Source organism: Streptomyces sp. NPDC021012 (genome assembly GCF_044333355.1).
Taxonomy (GTDB): Bacteria; Actinomycetota; Actinomycetes; order Streptomycetales; family Streptomycetaceae; genus Streptomyces.
Window position 1 is genome coordinate 126,082 of sequence record NZ_JBIRQU010000001.1, and the last position, 16,890, is coordinate 142,971.

The 16,890-nt window shown below is 73.2% G+C and carries 12 protein-coding genes; 7 read left to right on the forward strand and 5 right to left on the reverse strand.

Translation table 11 applies throughout. The features are described from left to right. Positions 1-162: 162 nt before the first annotated feature. Positions 163-2,364 (forward strand): glycogen debranching protein GlgX, encoded by a 2,202-nt coding sequence (gene glgX, locus ACH4TP_RS00610; protein ID WP_389236008.1) that lies wholly within the window; start codon positions 163-165, stop codon positions 2,362-2,364. An 11-nt stretch (positions 2,365-2,375) separates the two neighbouring features. On the opposite strand, the gene ACH4TP_RS00615 is transcribed toward glgX, so the two are convergent. The 4 genes from ACH4TP_RS00615 to ACH4TP_RS00630 are packed head-to-tail and all read right to left on the reverse strand — an operon-like array spanning position 2,376 to position 5,990. Further along, positions 2,376-3,017 carry a response regulator gene (locus ACH4TP_RS00615; RefSeq protein WP_398435039.1) on the reverse strand — a complete coding sequence of 214 codons (642 nt, stop codon included), beginning with the start codon at positions 3,015-3,017 and terminating at the stop codon, positions 2,376-2,378. Then, complete coding sequence (locus ACH4TP_RS00620) at positions 3,014-4,297, reverse strand: sensor histidine kinase (protein ID WP_389236012.1); 1,284 nt, start codon at positions 4,295-4,297, stop codon at positions 3,014-3,016. Before ACH4TP_RS00620 ends, ACH4TP_RS00615 begins: the two co-directional genes overlap by 4 nt. A gap of 26 nt (positions 4,298-4,323) precedes the next feature. Next, the gene (locus tag ACH4TP_RS00625; protein WP_398435042.1) at positions 4,324-5,091 is read right to left on the reverse strand and encodes an ABC transporter permease; all 768 of its coding nucleotides are present in this window, start codon (positions 5,089-5,091) and stop codon (positions 4,324-4,326) included. Continuing rightward, a complete protein-coding gene (locus ACH4TP_RS00630; protein WP_398435044.1) occupies positions 5,088-5,990 on the reverse strand; it encodes an ABC transporter ATP-binding protein in 903 nt (300 codons plus the stop codon). Before ACH4TP_RS00630 ends, ACH4TP_RS00625 begins: the two co-directional genes overlap by 4 nt. A 146-nt stretch (positions 5,991-6,136) precedes the next feature. Between ACH4TP_RS00630 and ACH4TP_RS00635 the strand changes: the two genes are divergently transcribed. Next, positions 6,137-7,924, forward strand: coding sequence for an ABC transporter ATP-binding protein (locus tag ACH4TP_RS00635; RefSeq protein ID WP_398192376.1), 1,788 nt, complete (start codon positions 6,137-6,139; stop codon positions 7,922-7,924). Next, positions 7,921-9,723 carry an ABC transporter ATP-binding protein gene (locus ACH4TP_RS00640; protein ID WP_389236020.1) on the forward strand — a complete coding sequence of 601 codons (1,803 nt, stop codon included), beginning with the start codon at positions 7,921-7,923 and terminating at the stop codon, positions 9,721-9,723. The genes ACH4TP_RS00635 and ACH4TP_RS00640 overlap by 4 nt, the downstream gene beginning before the upstream one ends. A gap of 137 nt (positions 9,724-9,860) precedes the next feature. On the opposite strand, the gene ACH4TP_RS00645 is transcribed toward ACH4TP_RS00640, so the two are convergent. After that, entirely contained in the window at positions 9,861-11,351 is a 1,491-nt protein-coding gene (locus ACH4TP_RS00645) for an MFS transporter (protein ID WP_398435046.1), read from the reverse strand. A 125-nt stretch (positions 11,352-11,476) separates the two neighbouring features. Between ACH4TP_RS00645 and ACH4TP_RS00650 the strand changes: the two genes are divergently transcribed. The 4 genes from ACH4TP_RS00650 to ACH4TP_RS00665 all read left to right on the forward strand — a co-directional run bounded on the left by ACH4TP_RS00650 (position 11,477) and on the right by ACH4TP_RS00665 (position 16,888). Further along, positions 11,477-12,382 (forward strand): TetR/AcrR family transcriptional regulator C-terminal domain-containing protein, encoded by a 906-nt coding sequence (locus tag ACH4TP_RS00650; RefSeq protein ID WP_398192382.1) that lies wholly within the window; start codon positions 11,477-11,479, stop codon positions 12,380-12,382. A 224-nt stretch (positions 12,383-12,606) separates the two neighbouring features. Beyond that, a complete protein-coding gene (locus ACH4TP_RS00655) occupies positions 12,607-14,637 on the forward strand; it encodes a M4 family metallopeptidase (protein ID WP_398435048.1) in 2,031 nt (676 codons plus the stop codon). Between the two features lie 78 nt (positions 14,638-14,715). Continuing rightward, positions 14,716-15,375: a response regulator gene (locus ACH4TP_RS00660; RefSeq protein WP_398435050.1), complete on the forward strand. Its 660-nt coding sequence runs from the start codon at positions 14,716-14,718 to the stop codon at positions 15,373-15,375. After that, positions 15,368-16,888: a sensor histidine kinase gene (locus tag ACH4TP_RS00665; RefSeq protein ID WP_398435052.1), complete on the forward strand. Its 1,521-nt coding sequence runs from the start codon at positions 15,368-15,370 to the stop codon at positions 16,886-16,888. Before ACH4TP_RS00660 ends, ACH4TP_RS00665 begins: the two co-directional genes overlap by 8 nt. Positions 16,889-16,890 lie beyond the last annotated feature (2 nt).

A 16,890-nucleotide genomic window follows, 5' to 3' on the forward strand; every position in this document is an offset into this window, starting at 1 on the left:
CGGCCCAACGACGGCCACCCTCCAGGGGAAACGTGCGTGCCGGTCATGTTGGGAGCACGGCCGTGCGGGCAGAACAGGGGGAGAACCACGCGCGGGAGCGACGGCCGGGACGCCGCCGCTCCCCCCGCGTGCGGGCCCGACGAGCCGCGGGAGGCCGGGACGGTGGCGAGCGCAGCCGAGCAGGAGGCGGTACAGCAGCGTGCCCTGGAGCGGGCCGGGCCGCCCGTGTGGCCGGGGGCGCCGACCCCGCTGGGGGCCCGCTGCCGGGTCGGCCCCGGCGGGGTGACGGGCACCAACTTCGCCCTGTGGGCGGGCGGTGCGGAGGCGGTGGAGCTGTGCCTCTTCGACGCGGACGGGACGGAGACGCGCCTCCCGCTGACCGAGCTGACGCACGAGATCTGGCACGGCTTCGTGCCGGGCGTCGGCCCCGGGCAGCGGTACGGCTACCGGGTGCACGGCCGCTGGGACCCGTGGACCGGCGCCCGCTGGAACCCGGCGAAGCTGCTCCTCGACCCGTACGCGCGGGCCGTCGACGGCGACTTCGCCCTGCCGGCCGAGGTCTACGGGCACGTCCGGGACTGGCCCCAGCAGCACGTCGCCGACACCGTCCGCGACGAGCGGGACTCCGCCCCGTACGTCCCCAAGGGCGTCGTCGTCCATGACGACGACGACTGGTCCGACGACCGCAGGCCCAAGACGCCCTGGCAGGACTCGGTCATCTACGAGCTGCACGTCAAGGGCTTCACGAAGCAGCACCCGGGCATCCCGGAACACCTGCGGGGCACCTACGCGGGCCTCGCGCACCCCGCCGCCGTCGACCACCTGGTCCGGCTCGGGGTGACGGCGGTCGAGCTCCTCCCGGTCCACCAGTTCGCCCACGAGGACCACCTCCTCCGCCGCGGGCTGCGCAACTACTGGGGCTACAACTCCGTCGGCTACTTCGCCCCGCATGCCGGCTACTCCTCGTCCGGGACGGCCGGGCAGCAGGTCGGCGAGTTCAAGCGGATGGTGCGGGCGCTGCACGCGGCCGGGATCGAGGTCATCCTCGACGTCGTCTACAACCACACGGCGGAGGCGGGCGAACTCGGCCCCACCCTCTCCCTCAAGGGCATCGACAACCGCGGCTACTACCGCCTCCAGTCCGACGCCCGCCGGTACGCCGACTACACGGGCTGCGGCAACACCCTGCACGTCGTCCAGCCGCAGGTCCTGCGCCTCATCACCGACTCCCTGCGCTACTGGGTCACGGAGATGGGCGTCGACGGCTTCCGCTTCGACCTGGCGGCGGCCCTCGCCCGCTCGATGCACGACGTCGACATGCTCTCCCCCTTCCTGGCGGTCATCGCCCAGGACCCGGTCCTGCGCCGGGTGAAACTGATCGCCGAACCCTGGGACGTCGGCAACGGCGGCTACCAGGTCGGCGCCTTCCCGCCCCTGTGGACCGAGTGGAACGACCGCTACCGGGACGCCGTACGGGACTTCTGGCGCGGGGCGCTCCCCGACGTGCGGGACCTCGGCTACCGGCTGTCCGGCTCCAGCGACCTGTACGCCTGGGGCGGGCGCCGCCCGTACGCCTCCGTCAACTTCGTCACCGCCCACGACGGCTTCACGCTCCGGGACCTCGTCACGTACGAGCGGAAGCACAACGAGGCGAACGGCGAGGGCAACCGGGACGGCACCCACGACAACCGCTCCTGGAACTGCGGGGTGGAGGGCGAGACCGACGACCCGGGGATCCAGGAGCTGCGCCTCCGCCAGCAGCGCAACCTCCTCACCACCCTCCTCCTCTCCACCGGCGTCCCGATGCTCGTCGCCGGCGACGAGATGGGCCGCACCCAGGGCGGCAACAACAACGCGTACTGCCAGGACAACGAGCTCGGCTGGCTCGACTGGTCGCTCCCCGACGACCCCGGCCGGGCCGGCCTCCTCTCCCTCACCCGCCGCCTGCTCTCCCTCCGCCACCACCACCCGGTCCTGCGCCGCCGCGCCTTCTTCTCCGGCCGGGCCCAGGGCGCGGACGGGCTGCGGGACCTCGCCTGGTTCACCGCCGACGGCACCGAGATGACCGAACGCGACTGGTACGCGCCGACGGCCACGCTCGGGCTCTACCTCTCGGGCCGCGACATCCCCGGCCGCGACGCCCTCGGCCGCCAGATCACCGACGACAGCTTCCTCGCCGTCCTCCACGCCGGCCCCCGGCCCCTGGACTTCCACCTCCCCGGCCCCCCGTGGGCCGCGACCTACGAACTCGTCGTGGACACCTCCCGCGAGGACCAGTCCGCACCACCGGGCACCCGCCACGAGGGCGGCACGGTGATCACGGTCCCGGCCCGCGCGATGGTCCTGCTACGGGTCCGGGAGTAGCCCGCGACCGCTCAGGCGCGGCCCAGGATGCCGCGTTCGTAGCCGGTGGCGACGGCGGCCGCGCGGTCGTTGACCCCGAGCTTGGCGTAGATGTGGGTGAGGTGGGTCTTGACCGTGGCCTCGCTGATGAAGAGCTCCGCGGCGATGGCGCGGTTCGGGGTGCCCTTGGCGACGAGGGCGAGGATCTCGTTCTCGCGGGCGGAGAGGCCGGTGTCGGCGGCGGCGGGGGTGCGGACGGCGGTCACCAGGCGGGAGGCGACGGCCGGGGAGAGGACCGTGCGGCCCTCGGCGGCGGCGCGCACCGCCGCGAAGAGCTCCCCGCGGGGCGCGTCCTTCAGGAGGTAGCCGGTCGCGCCCGCCTCGATCGCCGGGAGGGTGTCGGTGTCCGTGTCGTACGTGGTGAGGACGAGGACCCGGGAGCGGGCCCCGCGCCGGGTGAGCTCGGCGATGGCGTCGACCCCGCCGCCGCCCGGCATCCGCAGGTCCATGAGGACGACGTCCGGGTCGAGTTCCAGGGCGAGTTCGACGCCCCGGACGCCGTCGGGGGCCTCGCCGAGGACGCGGAAGCCGGAGCCCTCGACGGCGAACATGCCGCGCAGGCCGTCCCGTACGACGGGATGGTCGTCGACGATCAGGAGCGTGATGTCAGTCATGGCGCGCCCAACGGTACGCGAGCGGAGATCGCCGTGCCCTCGCCCGGAGCGGTCTCCACGGTGACCGTGCCGGCGAGGCGCTCGGCCCGCGCGCGCATGCCGTCGAGGCCGAAGCCGCCGGCCCGGGAGCGGGCGGGGACGGCGGCCGGGTCGAAGCCGCGGCCGTCGTCCCGTACGTCCAGGGTGATCTCGTCGCCCATGTAGGAGAGGGTGACGCCGGCGCGGGTGGCGCCCGAGTGGCGCTCGGCGTTGGCCAGGGCCTCCTGGGCGATCCGCAGCAGGGTGGCGGCGATCTCGTCGTGCAGCGGGTGCTCGGTGCCGGTGACGGTGAACCGGGCCGCGATGCCGGTGCGTTCGGTCCAGGCGGCGACGGTCTTCTTCAGCGCCTCGGGCAGGGTGTCGTGCTCCAGGGCGACCGGGCTGAGGTTCTGCACCGAGCGGCGGGCCTCGCCGAGGCTGTGCCGGGCGAGGTCGGCGGCGCGGCCCAGGTGGACCCGGGCGACTTCGGGGTCCGTGGTCACGGAGACGACCTGGAGCTGGGCGATGACGCCGGTGAGGCCCTGCGCGATGGTGTCGTGGATCTCGGCGGCGAGCCGCCGCCGCTCGTCGGCGACGCCCGCCTCGCGGGCCTGCACGAGGAGCTGCGCCTGGAGCGCCGCGTTCTCGGTGAGGGCCTGTTCCAGGCGGGCGTTGGTGCGGGCGAGGGTGGCGGCCCTCTCGATCTCCTTGCCGCCGAGGTGGGCGAGGCCGAGGGCGAGGGCGGCGTTGAGCGCGAACAGTCCGCCGAACGCCGCCCACTGGACGGCGGACCGCGGCGGCAGCCCGCCCGACTGCGAGCCGCCGAGCGTCAGCGCCACGGCGAGGAGTCCGGCGCGGGCGTACACGGGGCGGGGCGGCAGCAGGGGGACGGCGTCGAAGTACCCGACGCAGGCGAAGACCGCGAAGAACGGGCTCACCCAGGTGAGCGCGAACCCGAGCGCCGTGCGCAGCACGAAGTACGTGACGGAGGCGGGGCCGGGGGCGCCGGGGATGCTGACGACGCCGGGGGTGTCCGGCGCGGGCGGCTCGCTCGCGGCGAAGGCGCGCTCGCGGCGGGTCCACCAGAGCTGGAGGGCGAGGGTCGCGGTGAGGAGCGCGACGAGGACGGCGAGGGGGCGGGGGGTGATCCGGTCGGCGACGGCGAGCGCGAGGACCGTGGCCACGGCGAGCAGTCCGTACGGCGCCCAGCGGAAGAACTGCCGTCGGCGTTCCTCGACCGACGTCACGGTACTCGTGGTCACTTCGCCCCTCGCGTACGGCACTCGTGTCACTCCCAGCGGAACCAGCGGACCGCCACCCCGGTCAGCAGCACCGTCCACAGCGCCATCGCACCGAGCGCGCTCCACGCCGGCCAGGCACCGGACGCGGCCGCGCCCAGGGCCCGGGAGGCGGCGCCGAGCGGGGTGAACCCGACGATCCCGCGCAGCGTATCCGGCATCATCTGGACCGGCAGCCAGACGCCCGACGTGAACATGCTGGGGAAGTAGACGGCCGTACCGATGCCCTGGGCGATCTTCTGGGTGCGGGAGACGGCGCAGACCGTCGCGCCGAGCGCGAGGCTGCCGGCGGTGGCGAGGAGCAGGGCGAGGGCGTAGCCGGGGAGGTTGCCGGGCAGGGCGACGCCGAAGGCGAGCCGGCCGACGGCGATGACGAGCAGCGCGGAGCCGAGCCCCGCGGCCCCGTTCAGGACGAGCTGGGCGGCGAGCAGGGCGCCGGGGCGGACCGGGGTGGTGGACAGGCGGCGCAGGATGCCGCGTTCCCGGTAGCCGGAGAGGACCGGTGGCAGGGCCTGGAGTCCGGCCGTGATCAGGGCGAAGAGGACGGCGATGGGGACGTAGAGGTCGACGGTGCGCAGTCCGCCGAGGTCGGCGGAGGGCTCGCGGAAGGACGGGATGGACCCGAGGATCACGAGGAGCACGGTCGGCGCGGCCAGCACCCAGAACAGGAAGGCGGGTTCGCGGGCGAAGAGGCGGAGCTCGGTCCGCAGCAGGGCGGCGGCGGGGCGGCTGCGCGGGGCGGCGGTCACGGTGGTCACTGGTCGGCTCCGGTCAGGTCGAGGTAGGCGTCGTCGAGGGTTGCGTCGGTGACGCGCAGTCCGCGGGCGGTGATCCCGCGGCGGGCGAGCAGCTGGACGAAGGCGTCGACGGTGGCGTCGGTGCCGGTGAGCACGGTCCGGCCGCCCTGGGCGTCCACGGCGGCGGCGCCGGGCAGGGCGAGGAGTTCGGCCCGGTCGATCCGCCCGTCGTCCTCGTACGAGACGGACTTGGCGGCCCCGGCGCGGCGGATGAGCCCGGCGGGGGTGTCCAGGGCGGTGACCCGGCCGCGGTCGATGACGGCGATCCGGTCGCAGAGCCGCTGGGCCTCCTCCATGAAGTGGGTGACGAGGAGGACGGTCACGCCGCTGTCGCGTACGGACTCGACGAGCGCCCAGGTGTCGCGGCGGGCCCGCGGATCGAGCCCGGTGGTGAGCTCGTCGAGCACGACGACCCGGGGACCGCCGAGGAGCGCCAGGGCGATGAACAGCCGCTGCTTCTGCCCGCCGGACAGCTTCCCGAACCGGGTCCGCAGGTGCGGGGCCAGTCCGAGCCGCTCGGCGAGCTCCCGCCGGTCGACGGGCCGCTCGTAGAAGGAGGCGTACAGGTCGAGCGCCTCACGGACGGTCAGCTTGGCCTGGAGCTCGCTCTCCTGGAGCTGGACCCCGAGCACCCGGGTGAGCTCGTCCCGCTGCGTGGCGGGGTCGTACCCGCACACCCGCACCCACCCCTCGTCGGGGGTCCGCAGGCCCCCCACGCACTCCACTGTGGTGGTCTTGCCGGCTCCGTTGGGGCCGAGGATCCCGAAGACCTCCCCCTCGCCGACCTCGAAGGAAACCCCGTCGACCACCTTCCGGCCGTCATACGCCTTGTGCAGTCCCCGCACCTCGATCGCTGTCATGCCCCCAGCCTGCCGAGCACGCGGAACCCGGACCATCGGCCATCGCGCTCGAACCGGCATCAGCCGATCGGTTGATGCCGGGGTACGACCCGTCGGCCGGAAAACCGGATGAGCCGTGTCAGCCCCGAACCGTATGGTCGGACCTGATGCCCGAGAAACCACACACCCCGCCCCCCGACCGCCCAGACCGGTCGACGGTCCGCGTCCTGCTCCGGCTCTGGCCCTACGTGAAGCCCGTGCGGGGCCGACTGGTCACGGCCGCGGTCGTCGCGATCGTCGCGTCCTGTCTGTCGCTCGTCATCCCCCTCGTCCTGAAGTGGATGGTGGACGGGCCCGTCGCGGACCGGGACCCCGGGGGCGTCTGGCTGGGAGCGCTGTACCTGCTGCTCCTGGGGATCACCGAGGCCGGTCTCTTCGGATACCGCCGGTGGCTGGTGGCACGCCCGCTGTCCTCGGTGGAGGCCCGGATGCGTGCCGACCTGTACGGCAGGCTCCAGCGCCTCCCGATCGCCTTCCACGACCGCTGGGCGTCCGGGCAGCTGCTCTCGCGGGGAACGACGGACCTGATGCTGGTCCGGATGTTCCTGGCCTTCCCGCTGACCTTCCTCCTGGTCAACGGCGTGACGATCCTCGCCGGCTACGTGCTCCTGCTCGTCCAGGACTGGACCCTCGGCCTGGTGCTGCTCACGCCCGTGCTCCCCCTGATCCTCGCCTCCCAGTTCTTCGAGCGCCGGTACGGGGCGGTGGCGCGCACGGCCCAGGACCAGGTCGGCGACCTGACGACGGTCGTCGAGGAGAGCGTCCTCGGCATCCGGATCGTGAAGGGCTTCGGCCGGCACCGCAGCCAGACGCAGGCGTTCCGCCGGCTCGCGGAGGAGCTCCGCGGCACGGAACTGGCCAAGGCGCGGCTGCTCGCCATGATCTGGGCGGTCGTCACCGCCCTGCCCGAACTCGCCATCGGCGCGGCCCTCGTGCTCGGCGCGGTGCGGGTCGCCGACGGGGACCTGTCGGCGGGCACCCTCGTCGCGTTCCTGTCGACGGCCCTGGCGCTGCGCTGGCCCGTGGAGTCGATCGGCTTCCTGCTCGCGATGAGCAAGGAGGCCGCGACCGCGACGGAACGCTACTTCGAGGTGATGGACACCCCGGAGGAAGCGGACACGACCGGGGAAGCGAAGCCCGGCGCCACCCCGGACGGGGTCCGCTTCGAGAACGTCACCTTCCGCTACCCGGACGCCCCCGAGGACGCGCCCCCCGTCCTGGACGGCATCGACCTCCACATCCGCCCCGGCGAAACGTTGGCCCTGGTCGGCGGCACGGGCTCGGGCAAGACCACGCTCACCGCCCTGGTCCCCCGCCTGCACGAGGCGACCGCCGGCCGCATCCTCCTCGACGGCGCGGACATCGCCCTCATGGAACGGGAGGAGCTCCGCTCCCTCGTCTCCATGGCCTTCGAGGAACCGACGCTGTTCTCGGCGAGCGTCGGCGAGAACGTCCTCATGGGCGCCGAAGCGGCCGGCGACCCCGAACTGCGGCGCGCCCTGACCATCGCCCAGGCGGACGGCTTCGTCGACCGCCTCCCGGACGGCGCGGCCACCCAGGTCGGCGAACAGGGCCTCAGCCTGTCCGGCGGCCAGCGCCAGCGCCTCGCCCTGGCCCGCGCGGTCGTCGGCAGGCCCCGCTTCCTGGTCCTCGACGACCCGCTCTCGGCACTCGACGTCCACACGGAGGCCCGGGTCGAAGCGGCCCTGCGCGAGGTGCTCAAGGAGACGACGGCCCTGGTCGTGGCCCACCGCCCGTCGACGGTGATGCTCGCCGACCGGGTCGCGCTGCTCTCCCGGGGCCGGATCGCGGCCGTGGGCACCCATCAGGAACTGCTGCGCGGCAACGCCGAATACGCCTGGCTGATGTCCGGCGAAGGGAACGACAACCGATGACAGAGCCGTCCGACCCCTTCGACCGGGACGACCTCCCGGCCCCGCCCGGAGCGACGGGAGCCCTCCTCCGCTCCCTCCTCGCACCCCACCGCGCCCGCCTGGCGCTCATGGCCCTGGTCCTCCTCCTCAGGGAGGCCGCGCTCCAGGCGGGCCCGCTGCTCGTCGCGTACGCCATCGACCGGGGCGTCCCCGCCTTCCGTGCGGGAGACCACGGCCCCGTCCTCGCCGTGGCGACCGGCTACCTCCTCTGCGCCGCCCTCTCGGGCGCCCTCCAGTACGCCTTCGTCCGCGGAGCGGCCAGGGTCAACCAGGCCGCGCTGCTCGACCTGCGCGGCCGGATCTTCCGGCATGCCCAGGTGCTGAGCGTCGACTTCCACGAGCGGTACACCTCGGGCCGCCTGATCTCCCGCTCGACCACGGACGTCGAATCCCTGCGCGAACTCCTCTCGGAGGGCCTCCAGGAACTCATCGGCGTGGTCCTCTCCTTCCTCTCCATCTCCCTGGTCCTCCTCTGGCTGGACTGGGGCATCGGAGCGGTGGCCATCGCCTCCTTCGCCCCCCTCTACCTCCTCATCCGCCTCTACCAGGCACGGGCGGGCAGGGTGTACGCGGAGCGCTCCACGGCCATCGCGGGCGTGATCGTCAAGTTCGCGGAGACCATGAACGGCATCCGCCCGGTCCGCGCGTTCCGCCGCGAGAAGACCAACGACACGGAATTCGCCCTCCTCAACCACCGCCACGAACGAAGCAACGGCGACGCCCTCCTCGAAATGGCCCGCTACGTCGTGGGTTCACGCCTGGTCGCGAACACGGCGATCGCCGGCATGTGCCTGTGGGGCGCGTACCGCGTGGCGGCCGGCACCCTCGAACTGGGCGTCCTGGCGGCGGCGGTCCTCTACATGCGCCGCCTGTACGACCCGATCGACCGCCTCGGCATGTTCCTGAACTCGTACGAGTCGGCAGCGGCGTCCCTCACCAAGATCGCCGGCCTGCTGGCCCAGGAACCGGGAATCCCGGAGCCGAAGACGCCCAGGGAACTCCCCCACCGCAGCGAAGCACCCGGCAGGGAGATCACCTTCACCGGCGTCCGCTTCGCCTACCGGACGGGCGGCGAGGTACTCCCCCGCTTCGACCTCACGATCCCGGCGGGCCAGACGGTCGCGGTGGTAGGAGCCACAGGCGCGGGCAAGTCCACCCTCGCGAAACTGCTGGCCCGCTTCTACGACCCCACGGAAGGCCACGTGAGACTCGACGGCGTGGACCTCCGCGACCTGGCCACGCCCACCCTCCGCCAAGGGGTGGTCATGGTCACCCAGGAGGCCTTCCTCTTCTCGGGCACGATCGCGGACAACATCGCCATCGGCCGCCCGGAAGCGACCCGCGCCGAGATCGAGGAAGCGGCGAAGGCCATCGGGGCACACGACTTCATCACCACCCTCCCCGACGGCTACGACACGGACGTCCGCAAACGAGGCGGCCGCATCTCCGCGGGCCAGCGCCAACTGGTCGCCTTCGCCCGCGCCCTCCTGGCGGACCCGGCGGTCCTCATCCTGGACGAGGCGACGAGCTCCCTGGACGTCCCGGGCGAACGCGCGGTGCAGCGAGCCATGGACACGGTCCTCGCGGGCCGTACGGCCGTCGTCATCGCCCACCGCCTGTCCACGGTCGAGGTCGCGGACCGGGTCCTCGTGATGGAACAGGGCCGCATCGTCGAGGACGGCCACCCGTCGACACTCGTAAGAGGCGAAGGCCACTACGCGGGCCTGCACCAGGCCTGGCGGGACAGCCTGGTGGGCTGAGGGGGAGCGGCAATCGGACAGAAGCGGGGGACGGGCGGGGGGTCGTGTTCGGGACGTGAAGCGTGATGTGCGGCACCCCGGCGCCGTAGATCACGCAGTCCCGGACACGGCCCTCCGCCCGTCCCCGACGACCCGAATCAGCCCCGCCGCCGCAGGAGCGCCAGCGACAGCGCAGCCGCGAGGAGCATCAACACGGCGGCCCCCACAGCGGCCCCGGACATGGCCGACACGAAGGCATCACGCGCGGCCTCGACGACACCGGGCGCACCCCCCGACGCACCCCCCAGCGTCTCCCGGGCGGCGGCCGGCGCCGAGGAGGGCATGGCCGCGGTGTAGACCGCCGCACCGATGGAACCCAGCACGGCCATCCCGAGCGCCCCACCCAGCTCGGACCCGGATTCGAGCACGGCAGCGGCGGCCCCGGCCCGCTCGGGCGGCGCGGCACCGAGGGCGAGCTCGTTGGCGAGGGTCATCGCGGAGACGAGCCCGGCGGCGTAGACGGCGCTGCCGACGAGGACCACCCACAGGGGCGTGGCGCGGCCGACGCCGGCGAGCCAGACGAACCCCGAGGCGGACACGAGAAACCCGCCACCCATGACGTACGCCCGGTCCACCCGCTGGGCGAGCGCCGCCGCGAGAGGCGCGGCGACCATGACGCCGCCGGCGGGGACGAGACTCCAGAGGGCGGCTTCGAGAGGACTCTGCCCCAGCACGGACTGGAGGTACTGGGTGAGGAAGACGGCGAACCCCACCGTCGCGGCCATGGAGAGCAGGTTGACCAGCAGGGAGCCGCCGTACGCCGGGGTACGGACGAGCCGCAGGTCGACCATGGGGTGTGCGAGACGCCTCTGCCGCCGCACGAAGACGACACCGAGCAGGACTCCCCCGACGATCCCCAGGGCGGGCAGAACGGCCCATCCGCCCTTGGCGAGCTCCTTGACCCCGTGGATCACGGGCAGCAGCGCGGCGAGCGAGAGCCCGGCACTGAGCACATCGAACCGCGAACCGTCCCCGGCCCCGGCCCCCTTGGACTCGGGCAGCAGCAGCGGCGCGAGCACCAACAGCAGCACCATCGCGGGCAGGTTGAGCAGGAAGACGGACCCCCACCAGAAACGTTCGAGGAGCGCCCCGCTGACGACGGGCCCCAGGGAGATGCCGCTCGCCATGACGGTGGTCCACAGGGTGACGGCCTTGGCGCGCTGGCCCGGGTCCTGGAAGAGGGTGCGGATCAGGGCGAGGGTGGACGGCATGAGGCAGGCGCCGGCGACGCCGAGGAGCGCGCGGGCGCCGATGAGCGCGCCGGGACTGTGGGCGTAGGCGGCGGCGAGGGACGCGACACCGAAGAGGGCCGCACCGACGAGGAGGAGCCTGCGGCGCCCGACGCGGTCGCCGAGGGAGCCCATGGTGACGAGGAGTCCGGCCAGCACGAAGCCGTACATGTCGAGGATCCACAGCTGCTGGGTCGCGCCGGGCCGGAGGTCGGCGGCGATGGAGGGGATCGCGAAGTAGAGGACGGAGACGTCCATGGAGACGAGGAGGAGGGGAAGCATGAGGACGCCGAGGGCGGTCCATTCACGCCGCCCGGCGCGGACGGCCGGGAGGGTCTGAGGCGACGCGGTGAGTGTCATGCGGGCAGCGAAGCAACACCCGGCGTACGACGCCACGCACGCCCTAGTGCACCCCAAGCGCACTCCTTGAAAACCCAGTTCAAGCCCGCGTACAGCACACAGGTGCACTAGTACACTCGCCCCTCGTGTCGACTGAACCGCCCTACCTGACGATCGCCGCCGAGATCCGGCGCCGCATCCACGCCGGGAAGCTCGCCCCGGGCGACCGGGTCCCGTCGACGCGGGCGATCACGCGCGAGTGGGGCGTGGCGATGGCGACGGCGACGAAGGCGCTGGCGGCGCTGCGCCAGGAGGGTCTGGTCCGGGTGGAGCCGGGCGTCGGCACGGTGGTGGTGGACCCGAAGCGGCCGCGGCAGGGCACGGCGCCGTCCCTCACCCGGACCCGCATCGTCCGCACGGCGATCGAGCTCGCGGACGCGGAGGGCCTGAACGCCCTGACGATGCGCCGGCTCGCGACGCTCCTGGACACGTCGGCGATGGCGCTGTACCGGCACGTTCCGGGCAAGGGCGAGCTGGTGCGGCTGATGACGGACGAGGCCTGCGGGGAGGTGCCGCTCGGGCCGGTGCCGGCGGGGTGGCGGGAGGGCCTGGAGCGGGCGGCGCACTGGATGCGCGGCGTGTTCGCGCGGCACCGGTGGATGGCGCAGGCGATGGCCACGCTCACCCGGCCGGTGGCCACGCCGAACGCGATGGCGTACACGGAGTGGGTGCTGGCGGCGCTGTGGGAGACGCCGCTGTCGTCCTCGCAGAAGCTGCATGCGCATCTGACGCTGTTCGCGTTCGTCCAGGGACTGGCGATGGCGCACGACCTGGAGGAGCAGGCGCGGCTCGACACGGGCCTGTCGGACGACGAGTGGATGGAACAGAACGAGCCACGGTTCGACGCGCTGCAGTCGGGTGGCCCGTATCCCCTGCTCGACGCGATCGCCCATGACGGGGGCTTCGAGCTGAGCCTGGAGACGCTCTTCGAATTCGGCCTCCGGAGAACGTTGGACGGCATCGCGACCTTGATCGACGAAACGTCCGGTTAACGAACACGGTCTTACGGGCAGCGGACGATTTCCAGCCAACTTCCCGACGCGGTCCTGACAGGTCCCCGTCATTCCTGTCACTCTCTCCCCGGTTGTTCGCACCACAGTTCACCGCTTCATCCGAACGGCTGAAGCGTCACAAGTACTTGCTCCACAGCTCTCCTTGCTCAGCCCGGACGGACCCACCCAAGTCCGCCGGTACCCCCCTCGCTTAAGGAGTCTGCGTGAGATCCACGCCCAGCCGTCGCGCCACCGCGACCGGCGCCCTGATCGCCGCCGCCGCCATGCTCACCCTCGGCGTGCAGGCCGGCCCCGCCTCGGCCGGCACCTTCGGGGCCTCCGCCCCCGCGGCGCAGTCCCTCGGCAAGGTCAACCCGGGCAAGCTCCCGGCCGACCTCTCCCCCGCCCAGCGCGCCGCGCTGATCAAGGCGGCGGACGCCGACAAGGCCGCCACGGCCAAGTCCCTCGGCCTCGGCGCCCAGGAGAAGCTCGTCGTCAAGGACGTCGTCCAGGACCGCGACGGCACGACCCACACGCGGTACGAGCGCACCTACGCCGGACTGCCCGTCCTCGGCGGCGACCTGATCGTCGACGAGACCAAGGCCGGCGCCACCGCGGGCGTCATCAAGGCCAACCGCGCCGAGCTCAAGAACGTCGACCTCAGCGCCTCCGTCGCCCCGGCCGCCGCCGAGAAGCAGGCCCTCGGCCTCGCCGCCGCGGACGGCTCGAAGAAGACCGCCGCCGACCGCGCCCCGCGCAAGGTCGTGTGGATGGCCCAGGGCGCGCCCGTCCTCGCGTACGAGACCGTCGTCGGCGGCCTCCAGCACGACGGCACCCCGAACCAGCTGCACGTCATCACGGACGCGAAGTCCGGTGCGAAGCTGTTCGAGTGGCAGGGCATCGAGACCGGTGTCGGCAACACGATGTACAGCGGCCAGGTGACCCTCGGCACCGCGCCCTCGTACTCGCTGACGGACACCACCCGCGGCAACCACAAGACGTACAACCTCAACGGCGGTACGTCGGGCACCGGGACGCTGTTCACCAACACCACGGACACGTGGGGCAACGGCCTGGCCTCCAACAAGGAGACCGCGGGCGCGGACGCGCACTACGGTGCCGCGCTCACGTGGGACTACTACAAGAACGTCCACGGCCGCTCCGGCATCCGCGGCGACGGCGTCGGCGCGTACTCCCGCGTCCACTACGGCAACGCCTACGTGAACGCGTTCTGGGACGACTCCTGCTTCTGCATGACGTACGGCGACGGCACGAGCAACACCCACCCGCTGACGTCCATCGACGTGGCCGCGCACGAGATGACGCACGGCGTCACCTCCAACACGGCCGGCCTGGTCTACAGCGGCGAGTCCGGCGGCCTCAACGAGGCCACCTCGGACATCTTCGCGGCGGCCGTCGAGTTCTACGCCAACAACCCCACCGACAAGGGCGACTACCTCGTCGGCGAGAAGATCAACATCAACGGCGACGGCACCCCGCTGCGCTACATGGACAAGCCGAGCAAGGACGGCGCGTCCAAGGACGCGTGGTACTCGGGCATCGGCAACGTCGACGTCCACTACTCCTCGGGCCCGGCGAACCACTTCTTCTACCTGCTCTCCGAGGGCAGCGGTGCCAAGACCATCAACGGCGTGAGCTACGACTCGCCGACCTCCGACGGTCTGCCGGTCACCGGCATAGGCATCGACAAGGCCCGCCTGATCTGGTTCAAGGCGCTGACGACCAAGTTCAACTCCTCGACCAACTACGCGGGCGCCCGCACGGGTGCCATCGCCGCGGCCACCGACCTGTACGGCGCGAGCAGCCCCGAGGTCGCGGCCGTCCAGGACGCCTTCGCGGCGATCAACGTGGGTGCGCGCTCCGGCGGCGGCAACCCCGGCGGCGGCACGGTCTTCAGCAACGACACCGACGTCGCCATCCCGGACTCCCCGGGAGCCGCGGTGACCTCCTCGGTGACCGTCTCCGGCATCACGGGCAACGCGCCGAGCAACCTCCAGGTCGGCGTGGACATCGTCCACACCTACATCGGTGACCTCGTCGTCGACCTCATCGCCCCCGACGGCTCGGTCTACAACCTGTCCAACCGGGCGGGCGGCAGCACCGACAACATCAACCAGACCTACACCGTGAACGCCTCCTCGGAGGTCGCCAACGGCGTCTGGAAGCTCCGGGTCCAGGACAAGGCGGCCATCGACACCGGCTACATCAACAGCTTCAAGCTGACCTTCCCGTAAGCACCACCGCACGGGAGCGGGCGCCCCGGAGGGAACGTTCCCTCCGGGGCGCCCGCGCGTCTGCATACCCTGGACCGCATGATCAGGGTGCTCCTTGCGGACGACGAGGCGATGATCCGGGCCGGGGTGCGGGCGATCCTCGCCACCGACCCCGGGATCGAGGTGGTGGCCGAGGCCGGCGACGGACGCGAGGCCGTCGAGCTCGCCCGCGAGCACCGGCCCGACGTGGTCCTGCTCGACATCCGGATGCCCCGGCTCGACGGGCTCGGCGCTGCCGCGGAGCTGCGCGCGACGGTGCCGGACGCGGCCGTCGTCATGCTCACCACCTTCTCGGAGGACGCGTACATCGCGCGGGCGCTCGGCAGCGGCGTCAGCGGCTTCCTCCTCAAGGCCGGGGACCCGCGCGAGCTGATCGCCGGGGTCCGGGCCGTGGCCGGGGGCGGCGCCGCCCTCTCCCCCACGGTCGCGCGGCGGGTCATCGACACCCTCGGCGGCGGCGGGCGGTTCTCCCGCGCGGCCGAGGCGCGGGCCCGCCTGGAACCCCTCACGGGCCGGGAGCGGGAGGTCGTCGCGCTCCTCGGCGCAGGGCTCTCCAACCAGGAGATCGCCGACCGCATGTACGTGGTCGAGGGCACGGTCAAGGCACACGTGAGCGCCGTCCTCGGCAGGCTCGGCCTGCGCAACCGGGTCCAGCTCGCGGTCCTGGCGTACGAGGCGGGCCTGGTCCAAGATGCGTGAACCGCTCCGGGAGCGCCTCTTCGGCCTCGGCCTCTGGCTGCTGCTGTGCCTCCCCGTCCTGCTCAAGTCGGACCCCGACGACGGCGGGAGCTGGACCGGGGTCGCCGTCGGCGTGGCGCTCCTCGGCGGCTGCGTCGCGGTCAGCCGGCGGTGGCCGCTGGTGCCGGTCGCCGTCGTGGTCGCGGTGAGCCTGGCCTCCGCCCCGGAGCTGTTCACCCCCTCGTACAGCCTGGCCCTGATCGCCTTCGGCTATCTCGCCGGGCGGCGGCAGGAGCAGACCCGGGCGGCGCTGTGGCTGTTCGGCACGGTCGCGACGGCGGGGCTGCTCCTGACGGTGGCCACGCACTCCTCCCTCGGCCAGTGGTTCGCGCTGCTGCTGACGCTCGCCCTGGCGGTCGTGGCGCCCTGGCTCGTCGGCCGTTACGTGCGCCAGTACGACCGGCTCGTACGGAGCGGCTGGGAGCTGGCCGACCGGATGGAGCGGGAGCAGGCGGCCGTCGCCGACCGGGAGCGGCTGCGGGAGCGGTCCCGGATCGCGGGCGACATGCACGACTCCCTCGGCCACGACCTGGCCCTGATCGCGATCCGCGCGGGCGCCCTGGAGGTCGACCCGGGGCTCGGTCCCGCCCAGCAGCACGCGGCCGGCGAGCTGCGGCGCGCGGCGGCGGACGCGACGGCCCGGCTGCGGGACATCATCGGCGTCCTGCGCGAGGACGACGCCGGGGCGCCGACGACCCCGTCCGGCGAGACCGTCGAGGAGCTGGTCTCCCGCGCCCGCGCCTCGGGCCTCTCCGTCTCCCTCGCCCCGGCCCCCGTGCCGACGCTCCCGGGCATGTCGGGCCTCGCCCTGCACCGGGTCGTCCAGGAGGGCCTGACGAACGCGGCCAAGCACGCGCCGGGCGCGGCGGTCTCGGTCGCGGTCACCGGCGACGGCCCGAACGTACGGGTCAGGGTGGCGAGCGGCCCGGGCAGCACCGCCCCGGCGGGCCTCGCCTCCGGTGGCACCGGGCTCGTCGGGCTCGACGAGCGGGTGCGGCTCGCGGGGGGTTCGCTGGCGCATCGGGGTGCCGGGGACGGCGGGTTCGTCCTCGAGGCCGTCCTGCCCCGGAACCCCCCGGCGCCGCTGCCGGCCGCGCCGACCTCGGCGCGGGAGCTGGACCGGGCCCGCCGGGAGGTCCGCAGGGGCCTGGCGCGGGCGATCTGGATCCCGCTGGCGCTCCTCGGCGCGCTCGGCCTGCTGATGGCCGGGGTGGCCGTGTGGACGCAGGCCCAGTCGTACCTGGAGCCGGAGGACTACGCCGGGCTGCGGATCGGGCGGTCGCTGAAGGAGATCACCGACGACGCCGAGGACTGGCCCGCCCGCCCGCTGGACGGCCCGCCGCGGCGCACCCCGGCGGAGCCGCCCGGCATGGACGAATGCCGGTACTACCGGTCCACGATGCTGGCCGCGATCCCGGTGTACCGGCTCTGCTTCGTCGACGGGCACCTCGCCGACAAGGCGAAGGTCCCCTAGAA

Excerpts from the sequence above, each read along its gene's own strand:
- ACH4TP_RS00615 (WP_398435039.1), bottom strand. The coding sequence starts at position 3,017 with ATGACTGACATCACGCTCCTGATCGTCGACGACCATCCCGTCGTACGG.
- ACH4TP_RS00630 (WP_398435044.1), bottom strand. The coding sequence starts at position 5,990 with ATGACAGCGATCGAGGTGCGGGGACTGCACAAGGCGTATGACGGCCGG.
- ACH4TP_RS00635 (WP_398192376.1), top strand. The coding sequence starts at position 6,137 with ATGCCCGAGAAACCACACACCCCGCCCCCCGACCGCCCAGACCGGTCG.
- ACH4TP_RS00640 (WP_389236020.1), top strand. The coding sequence starts at position 7,921 with ATGACAGAGCCGTCCGACCCCTTCGACCGGGACGACCTCCCGGCCCCG.
- ACH4TP_RS00645 (WP_398435046.1), bottom strand. The coding sequence starts at position 11,351 with ATGACACTCACCGCGTCGCCTCAGACCCTCCCGGCCGTCCGCGCCGGG.
- ACH4TP_RS00660 (WP_398435050.1), top strand. The coding sequence starts at position 14,716 with ATGATCAGGGTGCTCCTTGCGGACGACGAGGCGATGATCCGGGCCGGG.
- ACH4TP_RS00665 (WP_398435052.1), top strand. The coding sequence starts at position 15,368 with ATGCGTGAACCGCTCCGGGAGCGCCTCTTCGGCCTCGGCCTCTGGCTG.